This window comes from Acinetobacter sp. ANC 4218, from assembly GCF_002135245.1.
Taxonomy (GTDB): domain Bacteria; phylum Pseudomonadota; class Gammaproteobacteria; order Pseudomonadales; family Moraxellaceae; genus Acinetobacter.
Genome location: NZ_NEGD01000013.1, coordinates 90,807 through 103,618, shown reverse-complemented (window position 1 = coordinate 103,618; position 12,812 = coordinate 90,807). Strand labels below are relative to the sequence as shown.

Below are 12,812 nucleotides of genomic sequence, written 5' to 3'. Positions count from 1 at the left end.
GGTACAATCAAGCCGCACACTAAATTCGATGCAGAAGTATACGTACTTTCTAAAGAAGAAGGTGGTCGTCACACTCCATTCCTTAACGGTTACCGTCCACAGTTCTACTTCCGTACAACTGACGTAACTGGCGCGATTTCTTTGAAAGAAGGCGTTGAAATGGTTATGCCTGGTGACAACGTAGAAATGTCAGTAGAATTGATCCACCCAATCGCAATGGACCCAGGTCTACGTTTTGCGATCCGTGAAGGTGGTCGTACAGTTGGTGCTGGTGTTGTTGCTAAAGTAACTGCATAATAGCAACCATAAGTTGAAATTACAGATCGGGGACTTCAGTTCCCGATTTGTACTGTAGGTCAGTAGTTCAATTGGTAGAGCGTCGGTCTCCAAAACCGAATGTTGGGGGTTCGAGTCCCTCCTGGCCTGCCATTTTTTTAAAAAAAAGCTTGATGCTGGTTAAATTGTCATATAATAAGTCGCGAAGCCTACGACGAGTACAAAAATGTCGAATGATAAATCGCGTGACGCATTAAGCGAAGCGCCAATTCCACAAAGAAATAATTCTGCTGAAGTTGTTAATTCTGGTTCCCCTTTAGATATTGTTCTATGGGTTATCGCATTGATTTTATTAATCGGTGCAGCCATAGGGGGGCAGTATTTGCCAGCGTATTGGGCACCAGCCAATAGTGTTTGGGTGCGCGTTGGAATAATTTTGGCTTGTATCGTAGTGGCTTTAGGTTTATTATACGCCACCCATCAAGGCAAAGGCTTTGTTCGTTTGTTGAAAGACGCTCGAATTGAGCTGCGTCGTGTGACTTGGCCGACTAAGCAGGAAACGGTATCCACATCTTGGCATGTTCTTGCTGTTGTTGTAATCGCTGCTATTGTTTTATGGTGTTTTGATTACATCTTGGGCTGGTTAATGAAGTTTTTTATCGGGTAAAAGAGCTATGAAACGTTGGTACATTATTCATGCCTATTCAGGTTATGAAAAACAAGTGATGCGTTCACTTAATGATCGAATCCAGCGTAGCGCTGTAGCCGATAGCTTTGGTGAAGTCCTGGTTCCTACCGAAGAAGTGGTAGAGATGAAGGATGGTAAGAAGCGTAAATCAGAGCGTAAATTCTTTCCTGGCTACGTATTAGTCGAAATGGAAATGAATGATGATACCTGGCACATCGTTAAAGAATGTCCAAAAGTATTAGGTTTCATCGGTGGTACAGCAGAAAAACCTGCACCGATTACGCAAAAAGAAGCTGATGCGATTCTTGCACGTGTACGCAATACTGGTGAAGCGCCTCGTCCTAAGACGATGTTTGAGCCAGGCGAAGAATTACTCGTTATTGACGGTCCATTCACTGACTTTAAAGGTGTGGTGGAAGAGGTTCTGTACGAGAAGTCACGTTTAACGTTGACAATCAATGTATTCAATCGTCCAACTCAGGTTGAGCTCGAATTTCGTCAAGTCGAAAAAGCGAACTGATTTAAGCTGTATTGAAAACGCCCGATTTGTTATGGATCGGGCATTGTTGTTGTAACAGTTTTGTTACGTAGATAATGTTGGGGAGCCTAGCGGCGTTTGCACCCAGAGGTAATTTGAAATGGCTAAGAAGATTGACGGCTATATCAAGCTGCAAGTTCCAGCTGGTAAAGCGAATCCATCTCCACCGATTGGTCCTGCACTAGGTCAACGTGGTGTTAACATCATGGCATTCTGTAAAGAATTCAATGCTGCTACACAAAAACTTGAAGCTGGTCTACCAATTCCTGTAGTGATTACTGTGTACAACGACAAGTCGTTCACATTCATCATGAAAACTCCACCTGCTGCGATTCTTCTTAAGAAAGCTGCTGGTATCCAAAAGGGTTCGGCTGTACCTAACAAAACTAAAGTTGGTAAGTTGACTCGTGCTCAATTGGAAGAAATTGCGACTACTAAAGAACCAGATCTTACTGGTGCTGACTTAGACGCACGTGTACGTACCATTGCTGGTTCTGCGCGTTCTATGGGCTTGGAAGTGGAGCTTTAAGACATGGCTAAATTAACTAAACGTCAAAAAGCGATCGTAGCTGCTGTAGAAGCACACAAAGTTTACACGCTAGAAGAAGCTGTTGCAGTTTTAGAGAGCCTTCCAGCTCCTAAATTCAAAGAATCTTTGGATATTGCAGTAAACCTAGGTGTTGATCCTCGTAAATCTGACCAAGTGGTTCGTGGTGCAACTACGCTTCCTGCGGGTACTGGTAAAACTGTACGTGTAGCTGTATTTGCTCAAGGCGCTGCTGCTGAAGCTGCTAAAGCTGAAGGCGCAGACGTTGTTGGTTTTGATGATCTTGCTGAAAGCATCCAAGCGGGTAACCTTGACTTTGACGTAGTAATTGCTGCTCCAGATGCAATGCGCGTTGTAGGTAAACTTGGTACGATCCTTGGACCACGTGGCTTAATGCCAAACCCTAAAGTGGGTACTGTAACTCCTGACGTTGCTACTGCAGTTAAAAATGCAAAAGCTGGTCAAGCACGTTACCGTGTAGACAAAGCGGGTATCATCCACGCTGCGATCGGTCAAGTAGGCTTTGAAACTGCTGCTGTTCGTCAAAACGTTGAAGCTTTAGTTGCTGACTTGAAGCGTTTAAAGCCAGCTACCTCTAAAGGCGTATACATTCAAAAGATCACTTTGAGCTCAACTATGGGTCCTGGTCTTACTATTGATGTAGCAAACGTATCTAACTAAGTTTGACTTAGAAAAGAATTTTAAAGCCCTGAGTAAGTTTTAAAGCACTACTTTAAAACTTACGCAAGAAACGCTTCGTCGTATTTTGCGAACTTAGGCAAACTTTGAATTGATAAATGTAAATTTGTCAGCGTCAAAGACCTCGGGCGAGGGGAGTTCTTTGGAACTCACTTCTTAAAAGTCCAGTCCGAGTAGACGCGGTGGTGTGATTTGTTCATCCTCCGCGTGTAAGTCCAGTGATGGCCTTACGAATTGGGAGTGTACTTCTTTGTAAGTGCATAAATCACCGTTAGGAGGTTTTACAATGGCTCTTCTTATCGAAGGCAAAAAACAGATCGTAGCTGAAGTAGCTGAAGTTGCTTCTACTGCATTTGCTGCTGTTGTTGCTGACTACCAAGGTTTAACTGTTGAGCAATTAACTGCTCTTCGTGTTGAAGCTCGTAAACTAGGTGTTGCTACACGTGTTGTGCGTAATACTTTAGCTAAACGTGCTCTTCAAGATACTCAATTCAATATCTTGAATGACAACCTTGTTGGCCCAACAATCTTAGCTTTCTCAACTTCTGAAGACGACATGGGCGCAGCTGCTCGCTTGTTTGAAGAATTTGCTAAAACTAACAAAGCATTTGAACTTAAAGCTGCTGCATTTGACGGCAAGGTTTATCAAGGTGCTGAAGTTAGTGTTATCGCAAACCTTCCAAACCAAGAAAAAGCGCTTACTATGCTTGCAAACGTTCTTCAAGCTCCTATTTCGAAATTGGGTCGCCTTATTACTGCGCTCAAAGAGAAAAACGAGTCAGAAGCTGCATAAGCTTAAATTTACTTTCACACCATTCAATCCCCATTTGGAGTTATTCTCATGGCTTTAACTAACGAAGAAATCTTAAACGCAGTTGCTGAAAAAACTGTTCTTGAACTTGTTGAACTTATCTCTGCTTTTGAAGAAAAATTCAACGTATCTGCTGCTGCTGTAGCTGTTGCTGCTGGTCCTGCTGCTGGTGCTGCTGTTGAAGAACAAACTGAATTCAACGTTGAGTTGACTTCTTTCGGTGCTAACAAAGTAGCTGTAATTAAAGCAGTTCGTGAAATCACTGGTCTTGGCTTGAAAGAAGCTAAAGACATGGTTGAAGGCGCTCCTTCAGTTCTTAAAGAAGGCGTTTCTAAAGAAGAAGCTGAAGAACTTAAGAAAAAACTTGAAGAAACTGGTGCTACAGTTACTGTTAAGTAATTTCGATCGGGGTCTAATTTTAAATTGACCCCAAAAATTGGCTGATGGCTCTTGGGTCATCAGCCTTTTTGCGTTACAATTATCGGCTCGATTTTTGTTTGATTGGTGTAAAAAAAGCATCAATTATTATAATAATCAATAATATCAAACGTTTACCAATATTTTTTATATTTGAAAATATTGCTAAGCGTTTTAATACCACTAAAAATTGCAGCATTTGTAAAAAGTGGTGGCCATATCGGCCTGTGTAATTCCTTCTAGGTCCGTTCTGCAGGCGGGCTTAGTTTACTTTCCGAGGACTCCAGATGGCATACTCATATACCGAAAAGAAACGGATCCGTAAGAATTTTGGTAAATTGCCTAGCGTCATGGATGCTCCGTACTTGCTCGCGATTCAGGTCGACTCGTACCGAACATTCTTACAAGATGGCAAAACACCAAAAAACCGCGAAGATATCGGTCTCCAAGCCGCATTTCGTTCAGTTTTTCCTATTGAAAGTTATTCTGGCAATGCTGCTTTAGAATTTGTTGAGTATAGTCTTGGTAAGCCTGAGTTTGACGTGCGTGAATGTATTTTACGCGGTTCAACTTATGCAGCACCAATGCGTGTAAAAATTCGTTTGATCTTAAAAGATCGCGAAACCAAATCAATTAAAGACGTACGTGAACAAGAAGTGTACATGGGTGAAATGCCACTCATGACAGAAAACGGTACTTTTGTCATCAATGGTACTGAGCGTGTAATCGTATCTCAATTACACCGTTCACCAGGCGTGTTCTTTGACCACGATAAAGGCAAAACACATTCTAGCGGTAAAGTTCTTTATTCTGCACGTATCATTCCTTACCGTGGTTCATGGCTGGATTTCGAATTCGATGCTAAAGACCTTGTATATGTTCGTATTGACCGTCGTCGTAAATTGCTTGCGACTGTGGTTCTTCGTGCTTTGGGTTATAGCAACGAACAAATCCTGGATATGTTCTACGAAAAAGTACCTGTGTATCTTGACATGGGTAGCTACCAGATTGACCTGGTTCCAGAACGTCTTCGTGGCGAAATGGCGCAATTCGACATTGCTGACAATGACGGTAAAGTGATTGTAGAGCAAGGTAAACGTATCAATGCGCGTCACGTACGTCAGATGGAAGCTGCTGGTTTAGAAAAACTTTCTGTTCCTGATGAATACTTGTACGAACGTATTGTTGCTGAAGATGTTGCTTTGCGTGACGGTGAGGTGATTGCAGCCAATACAGTATTGAGCCATGAGATCATGGTGAAATTGGCTGAAGGTGGCGTAAAACAATTTAACGTATTGTTCACCAATGACATCGATCGCGGTTCATTCATTGCTGACTCTTTACGTGCTGATACAACTACTGGTCGTGAAGAAGCACTGGTAGAAATCTACAAAGTGATGCGTCCAGGCGAGCCACCAACAAAAGAAGCTGCTGAGAACCTGTTCAACAACCTGTTCTTCTCTTCTGAACGTTATGACTTGTCTCCGGTCGGTCGTATGAAGTTCAACCGTCGTTTGGGTCGTCCTTACGAAGTCGGTACTGATCAGAAGTCTCGTGAAGTTGAAGGTATTCTTTCAAACGAAGACATCACTGATGTATTAAAAACATTGGTTGAAATTCGTAACGGTAAAGGTGAAGTCGACGATATTGACCATTTAGGTAACCGTCGTGTTCGTTCTGTTGGTGAAATGACAGAAAACCAGTTCCGTGTTGGTCTTGTTCGTGTTGAACGTGCTGTTAAAGAACGTTTAAGCCAAGCTGAAACTGACAACTTGTCTCCGCAAGATTTAATCAATGCGAAACCAGTTGCTGCTGCAATCAAAGAATTCTTTGGTTCAAGTCAGTTGTCTCAGTTCATGGACCAAAACAACCCGTTGTCTGAAATTACACACAAACGTCGTGTATCAGCGCTTGGGCCTGGTGGTTTGACACGTGAACGTGCGGGCTTCGAAGTACGTGACGTACATCAAACTCACTATGGTCGTGTGTGTCCAATTGAGACGCCTGAGGGTCCAAACATTGGTTTGATCAACTCACTTTCTGTTTATGCGAAATGTAATAACTTTGGTTTCCTGGAAACTCCATACCGTAAAGTTGTAGATGGTCGTGTAACAGATGACGTTGAATATCTTTCTGCAATTGAAGAAGTAGGTACTGTCATTGCACAGGCCGATTCTGCAATTGATAAAGAAGGTAACCTGACTGAAGAATTCGTTTCTGTACGTCACCAAGGTGATTTCGTACGTATGCCTCCTGAAAAAGTGACGCATATGGATGTATCTGCTCAACAGGTTGTATCTGTTGCTGCATCACTTATTCCATTCCTTGAACACGATGATGCCAACCGTGCATTGATGGGTTCAAACATGCAACGTCAGGCTGTTCCGACGTTGATCGCCGACAAGCCGCTTGTTGGTACTGGTATGGAAGCAAACGTAGCGCACGACTCAGGTGTATGTGTTCTTGCGAAACGTGGTGGTCGTATCGAATTTGTTGACGCGTCTCGTGTGGTAATTCGTGTCAATGAAGAAGAGATGATCGCAGGTGAAGCAGGTGTAGATATTTACAACCTGATCAAATATACACGTTCGAACCAGAACACTTGTATCAACCAGAAAGTTCTTGTGAAACTTGGTGATAAAGTTGGTCGTGGTGACGTTCTTGCGGATGGTCCATCTACGGATGGCGGTGAATTGGCGCTTGGTCAAAACATGCGCGTAGCGTTCATGACCTGGAACGGTTACAACTACGAAGACTCGATCTTGTTATCTGAGCGTGTTCTTCAAGAAGACCGTTTAACGTCGATTCATATTCAAGAATTGTCATGTGTTGCACGTGATACCAAGTTAGGTGCAGAAGAAATTACTGCTGATATTCCTAACGTTGGCGAAGCTGCACTGTCTAAACTGGACGAGTCAGGTATTGTTTACATCGGTGCTGAAGTAACAGCGGGTGACATCCTGGTTGGTAAAGTAACACCGAAAGGTGAAACGCAGTTGACGCCTGAAGAAAAATTGCTTCGTGCAATCTTCGGTGAAAAAGCAGCTGACGTTAAAGACTCTTCTTTACGTGTGTCTTCAGGTGTGAAAGGTACAGTGATTGACGTTCAAGTGTTTACACGTGACGGTCTTGAAAAAGACGAACGTGCTCAAGCCATTGAGAAAGCACAGCTTGATGCTTACCGTAAAGACTTGAAAGAAGAATTTAAAATCTTCGAAGAAGCAGCACGTGAACGTATTGTTCGCCTGTTAAAAGGTCAAGAATCGAATGGTGGTGGTACCACTAAACGCGGTGACAAGCTTACTGAAGAATTGTTATCTGGTTTAGAGCTTGTTGACTTACTGGATATCCAGCCAAGTGATGAAGCAATTGCTGAGCGTTTAACGCAAATTCAGGTGTTCTTGAAAGAGAAGAGCCAGGAGATTGACGAGAAATTTGCTGAGAAAAAACGCAAACTTTCTACCGGTGATGAACTGACCACTGGCGTATTGAAAGTGGTTAAGGTTTACCTCGCAGTTAAACGTCGCATCCAGCCGGGTGATAAGATGGCGGGTCGTCACGGTAACAAGGGTGTTGTATCCAACATCTTGCCCGTAGAAGACATGCCGCACGATGCCAACGGTGTTCCTGTGGATGTGGTACTTAACCCGCTAGGTGTACCATCACGTATGAACGTGGGGCAGATTCTGGAAACTCACTTGGGTATGGCAGCGAAAGGTCTTGGCGATCAAATCGACAAGATGCTGAAAGAGCAACGCACTGTACTTGAGCTTCGTGACTTCTTGGACAAGATTTACAACAAAGTTGGCGGTCAGCAAGAAGATCTTGATAGTCTGACTGATGATGAAATCTTGGCATTGTCTGGTAATTTGCGTGCTGGTGTTCCTTTAGCAACTCCTGTATTCGATGGTGCTGAAGAATCGCAAATCAAAGAATTGCTTGAACTTGGTGGCATTTCACGTACTGGTCAAACGGTATTGTATGATGGCCGTACCGGTGAACGTTTTGACCGTCCAGTAACTGTAGGTTACATGTACATGCTGAAACTGAACCACTTGGTTGATGACAAGATGCATGCGCGTTCTACAGGTTCTTACTCGTTAGTAACGCAACAACCATTGGGTGGTAAAGCCCAGTTCGGTGGTCAGCGTTTCGGTGAGATGGAAGTCTGGGCACTGGAAGCATACGGTGCAGCTTACACGCTCCAAGAAATGCTTACTGTGAAATCGGATGACGTTGAAGGTCGTACTCGTATCTATAAGAACATTGTAGATGGTAACCATTACATGGACCCAGGTATGCCTGAATCGTTCAACGTATTGACCAAAGAGATCCGTTCTTTAGGTATCAACATTGAACTGAAAAATGGTGACTAATTAGTTCCATTGAATCTCCCTTGCGAAGCAGTGCTTCTCACCTCTTAAGAAAGAGGGCAAGGGGGATGATTCAGTTAAAAAACAATATTTGTGACCCAGTTGTGAAGTGAAAATCTCCACAACACACGGAGAAAAAAATTGAAAGACTTGCTCGATATCATGCGCAAAAAGACGGATTCTGATGGTCATGCTCCAGTAGAGTTTGATCGCATCCGTATTGGTCTTGCGTCACCAGAAATGATTAAGTCATGGTCTCATGGTGAAGTTAAAAAGCCAGAGACAATTAACTACCGTACCTTCAAGCCTGAACGTGACGGTTTGTTCTGTGCCAAAATCTTTGGTCCAGTAAAAGATTACGAATGCTTGTGTGGTAAATACAAGCGTATGAAATACAAAGGCGTCATTTGTGAAAAATGTGGCGTTGAAGTAACAACTGCAAAAGTTCGTCGTGAGCGTATGGGTCACATCGAATTGGCTTCTCCAGTTGCGCACATCTGGTTCTTGAAATCATTACCGTCTCGTATTGGTCTTCTTCTAGACATGACTTTACGTGACATCGAACGCGTATTGTATTTCGAATCTTATGTAGTTACTGATCCAGGTATGACTCCAATGGAGAAATACCAACTTCTGAACGATGAAGAATACTTCACGGCGTTAGAAGAGCACGGTGATGAATTCACTGCGAAAATGGGTGCAGAAGCTGTTCAGGACCTGTTGAAAGACATCGATCTTGAAGCTGAAATTTCACGTCTTCGCGAAGAAATTCCTAACACAACTTCAGAAACCAAGCTGAAAAAAGCGTCTAAACGCTTGAAGTTGATGGAAGCGTTCAAAGAGTCAAACAACAAGCCAGAATGGATGGTATTAACTGTATTGCCAGTTCTTCCACCAGACCTTCGTCCGTTGGTTCCGCTTGAAGGTGGTCGTTTCGCGACTTCTGATTTGAACGATCTTTACCGTCGTGTGATTAACCGTAACAACCGCTTGAAACGTCTTCTTGACCTTGCTGCTCCAGACATTATCGTACGTAACGAAAAACGTATGCTGCAAGAGTCTGTAGATGCATTGTTGGATAACGGTCGTCGTGGTCGTGCAATTACCGGTTCGAACAAACGTCCGCTTAAATCTTTGGCTGATATGATCAAAGGTAAGCAAGGTCGTTTCCGTCAAAACTTACTTGGTAAGCGTGTCGATTACTCTGGTCGTTCGGTTATTACTGTAGGTCCAACTTTACGTTTGCACCAATGTGGTCTTCCGAAGAAAATGGCACTTGAATTATTCAAGCCATTCATTTTCGCAAAACTGCAAGCTTCTGGCCAAGCAACAACCATTAAAGCTGCGAAGAAAATGGTTGAGCGCGAAACTCCAGAAGTTTGGGACGTTCTTGCTCACGTGATCCGTCAACATCCAGTGATGTTGAACCGTGCGCCTACACTTCACCGTTTGGGTCTTCAAGCATTTGAACCAACCCTGATTGAAGGTAAAGCGATCCGTCTACACCCACTCGTATGTGCTGCGTTTAACGCCGACTTCGACGGTGACCAAATGGCGGTACACGTACCATTAACACTTGAAGCTCAGTTAGAAGCTCGTGCGTTAATGATGTCGACCAACAACATCTTGTCACCAGCCAACGGTGAGCCAATCATCGTACCTTCTCAGGACGTGGTCTTGGGCTTGTATTACATCACGCGTGATGCGATCAATGCCAAAGGTGAAGGCATGGTGTTCGCGGATACTGATGAAGTAAACCGTGCACTTGCAACAGGTCAGGTAGATTTACACGCTCGCGTTAAAGCACGTGTACACCAGACTGTGATTGACGAAGATGGAAACCGTGAACAGCAAACCATTATTGTTGACACGACTCCAGGCCGCTGTCTGCTTTGGGAAGTTGTTCCTGAAGGGATGGACTTCCAGCAAATCAACGTTGAGATGACGAAAAAGAACATCTCCAAGTTAATTAACTCTTGCTACCGTAAATTGGGTCTGAAAGATACCGTTATCTTTGCTGACCAATTGATGTACCTGGGCTTCCGTCAAGCGACTCGTTCTGGTGTATCTGTTGGTATGGAAGACATGCTCATTCCACCAGCGAAATACTCGATCATCGAAAAAGCAGAAGTTGAAGTTCGTGAAATCGAACAACAATTCGAACAAGGTTTCGTAACTGCCGGTGAACGTTATAACAAGGTAGTCGATATCTGGGCGCGTACCAATGACCAGGTAGCGAAAGCGATGATGGACAACTTGTCTTTCACGACTGTTAAGAACAAACAGGGTGAAGATGAGAAACAGAAATCATTCAACTCGATCTACATGATGTCTGACTCGGGTGCCCGTGGTTCGGCAGCTCAGATTCGTCAGTTGGCGGGTATGCGTGGTTTGATGGCGAAACCAGATGGTTCGATCATTGAAACCCCGATTAAAGCAAACTTCCGTGAAGGTTTGACAGTACTTCAGTACTTCATTTCAACACATGGTGCGCGTAAAGGTTTGGCCGATACAGCACTTAAAACAGCAAACTCTGGTTACTTGACTCGTCGTCTGGTAGACGTAGCGCAGGATTTGGTTATTACCGAGCCGGATTGTGGTACTTATGGCGGTCTGGTCATGACGCCATTCATTCAAGGTGGCGATGTCATCGAGAATCTGGGTGCTCGAGTATTGGGTCGTGTTGTTGCTGAAGATGTGAAACGTGCTGGTTCTGACGAAGTCATTCTTCCACGTAATACTTTAATTGACGAAAAAATTGCTGCCTTCCTTGAAGAAGCAGGTGTCGATGAAGTTAAAGTACGTTCAGTTGTAAACTGTGAATCTACATTTGGCGTATGTGCGAAGTGTTATGGTCGTGACCTTGCTCGCGGTCACTTGGTTAACCCAGGTGAATCTGTGGGTGTAATGGCTGCTCAATCAATTGGTGAGCCAGGTACACAGTTAACCATGCGTACGTTCCACGTCGGTGGTGCTGCGAGCCGAACTTCTGCTGCAAATAGCGTACAAGTTCGTAACAAAGGTACAGTACGTTTCCACAACGTGAAAACAGTACAACATGCCAAAGGTCACCTGGTATCAACTTCACGTTCAGGTGAAATCGGTATTGCGGATGATTTAGGTCGTGAACGTGAACGCTATAAACTTCCTTACGGTGCATCTATCTTGCTGAAAGATGGTGAAGCTGTTGAAGCAGGCGGTATCGTAGCGACTTGGGATCCACATACACATCCATTGGTTACAGAAGTTGCCGGTAAAGTACGTTTCAGCCAAATTGCTGATGGCGTAACAGTGACATCGAAAACTGATGATGCAACAGGTATGACCACGATTGAAATCTTGCCAGTGACTTCACGTCCTGCATCAGGTAAAGATTTGCGTCCAGCGGTTGTATTGGATACCACTGATGGTGGCGAACAGTTCTACTTCTTGCCACAAAATACCATTCTTTCTGTCCGTGATGGCGAAACGATTGGTGTCGGTGACGTTATTGGTCGTGTACCACAAGAAACTTCACGTACCCGTGATATTACCGGTGGTCTGCCACGCGTAGCTGACTTGTTCGAAGCACGTAAACCGAAAGAGCATGCAATTCTTGCTGAAATTTCTGGTGTTGTAAGCTTCGGTAAAGAGACTAAAGGCAAGAACCGTCTGGTGATTACTCCGGATGACGGCTCTGAGATTTACGAAGAGCTTATTCCGAAATGGCGTACCATCAACGTATTCGAAGGCGAGCATGTGAACCGTGGTGAAACCATTTCTGATGGTCCGCAAAACCCGCATGACATCTTACGTCTGAAAGGTGAAGTGGCGTTGACTAACTACATCGTGAACGAAGTTCAGGACGTATACCGTCTGCAAGGTGTAAAAATCAACGATAAACACATCGAAGTGATCGTGCGTCAAATGTTGCGTAAAGTCGACATTACTGACGGTGGCGATACAAGCTTCATCAAAGGCGAACAAGTGGATTACATCCGTGTTATGAGTGAGAACCAAGCCGTTCTTGCACAGAACAAGTTCCCAGCGAAGTTTGAACGTCAATTGATGGGTATTACCAAAGCATCGCTTTCTACTGACTCGTTCATCTCTGCTGCATCGTTCCAGGAAACAACACGCGTGTTAACTGAAGCGGCTGTAACAGGTAAAGAAGATGACCTACGTGGCTTGAAAGAAAACGTTGTTGTGGGTCGCTTGATTCCGGCTGGTACTGGTCTTGCGTACCACTTGGAACGTCGTCGTCAAGAAGCAGAAGCTGCAGAACATGCGCTGGTTAATGACTTCTCTGATGTAGACCAAGCATTAAGCCAAGCATTTAACCAAGAATTCTAATTCGACGTTAAATGACTCAAAAAGCCACCTTCGGGTGGCTTTTTTTATGTACTTATTTTGAGGAGATATTTGGGGATTTACGAGGAAGATAAAAAGTATTTATTAAAAATAGGTGCTTTAATGAGTGCTCA

Annotated in this window: 9 protein-coding genes and 1 tRNA gene; all 10 read left to right on the top strand. The window is 43.9% G+C overall.

What is annotated here, in order from left to right; translation table 11 throughout:
- The coding region (locus tag B9T38_RS13305; RefSeq protein ID WP_086197257.1) for an EF-Tu C-terminal domain-related protein at window positions 1-297 on the top strand (297 nt) is incomplete at its 5' end.
- A gap of 56 nt (window positions 298-353) precedes the next feature.
- A tRNA-Trp gene (locus tag B9T38_RS13300) sits at window positions 354-429 on the top strand.
- 73 nt (window positions 430-502) lie between these two features.
- Window positions 503-943: a preprotein translocase subunit SecE gene (gene secE / locus B9T38_RS13295; protein ID WP_086197256.1), complete on the top strand. Its 441-nt coding sequence runs from the start codon at window positions 503-505 to the stop codon at window positions 941-943.
- 7 nt (window positions 944-950) lie between these two features.
- Window positions 951-1,484, top strand: coding sequence for a transcription termination/antitermination protein NusG (nusG, locus tag B9T38_RS13290; RefSeq protein ID WP_086197255.1), 534 nt, complete (start codon window positions 951-953; stop codon window positions 1,482-1,484).
- 118 nt (window positions 1,485-1,602) lie between these two features.
- A complete protein-coding gene (rplK, locus tag B9T38_RS13285; protein ID WP_004813566.1) occupies window positions 1,603-2,031 on the top strand; it encodes a 50S ribosomal protein L11 in 429 nt (142 codons plus the stop codon).
- Window positions 2,032-2,034: 3 nt separating this feature from the next.
- On the top strand, window positions 2,035-2,730 hold the full coding sequence (gene rplA, locus B9T38_RS13280; RefSeq protein ID WP_086197254.1) for a 50S ribosomal protein L1: 696 nt from the start codon (window positions 2,035-2,037) through the stop codon (window positions 2,728-2,730).
- 304 nt (window positions 2,731-3,034) lie between these two features.
- Complete coding sequence (gene rplJ / locus B9T38_RS13275; protein ID WP_086197253.1) at window positions 3,035-3,541, top strand: 50S ribosomal protein L10; 507 nt, start codon at window positions 3,035-3,037, stop codon at window positions 3,539-3,541.
- A 48-nt stretch (window positions 3,542-3,589) separates the two neighbouring features.
- Complete coding sequence (rplL, locus tag B9T38_RS13270) at window positions 3,590-3,958, top strand: 50S ribosomal protein L7/L12 (RefSeq protein ID WP_086197252.1); 369 nt, start codon at window positions 3,590-3,592, stop codon at window positions 3,956-3,958.
- Window positions 3,959-4,263: 305 nt separating this feature from the next.
- A complete protein-coding gene (rpoB, locus tag B9T38_RS13260) occupies window positions 4,264-8,352 on the top strand; it encodes a DNA-directed RNA polymerase subunit beta (RefSeq protein ID WP_086197250.1) in 4,089 nt (1,362 codons plus the stop codon).
- A gap of 138 nt (window positions 8,353-8,490) precedes the next feature.
- Window positions 8,491-12,681, top strand: coding sequence for a DNA-directed RNA polymerase subunit beta' (rpoC, locus tag B9T38_RS13255; RefSeq protein ID WP_086197249.1), 4,191 nt, complete (start codon window positions 8,491-8,493; stop codon window positions 12,679-12,681).
- Window positions 12,682-12,812: the final 131 nt, after the last annotated feature.

Coding starts and splice junctions, on each gene's coding strand:
- secE (WP_086197256.1), top strand. CDS start 503: ATGTCGAATGATAAATCGCGTGACGCATTAAGCGAAGCGCCAATTCCA.
- nusG (WP_086197255.1), top strand. CDS start 951: ATGAAACGTTGGTACATTATTCATGCCTATTCAGGTTATGAAAAACAA.
- rplK (WP_004813566.1), top strand. CDS start 1,603: ATGGCTAAGAAGATTGACGGCTATATCAAGCTGCAAGTTCCAGCTGGT.
- rplA (WP_086197254.1), top strand. CDS start 2,035: ATGGCTAAATTAACTAAACGTCAAAAAGCGATCGTAGCTGCTGTAGAA.
- rplJ (WP_086197253.1), top strand. CDS start 3,035: ATGGCTCTTCTTATCGAAGGCAAAAAACAGATCGTAGCTGAAGTAGCT.
- rplL (WP_086197252.1), top strand. CDS start 3,590: ATGGCTTTAACTAACGAAGAAATCTTAAACGCAGTTGCTGAAAAAACT.
- rpoB (WP_086197250.1), top strand. CDS start 4,264: ATGGCATACTCATATACCGAAAAGAAACGGATCCGTAAGAATTTTGGT.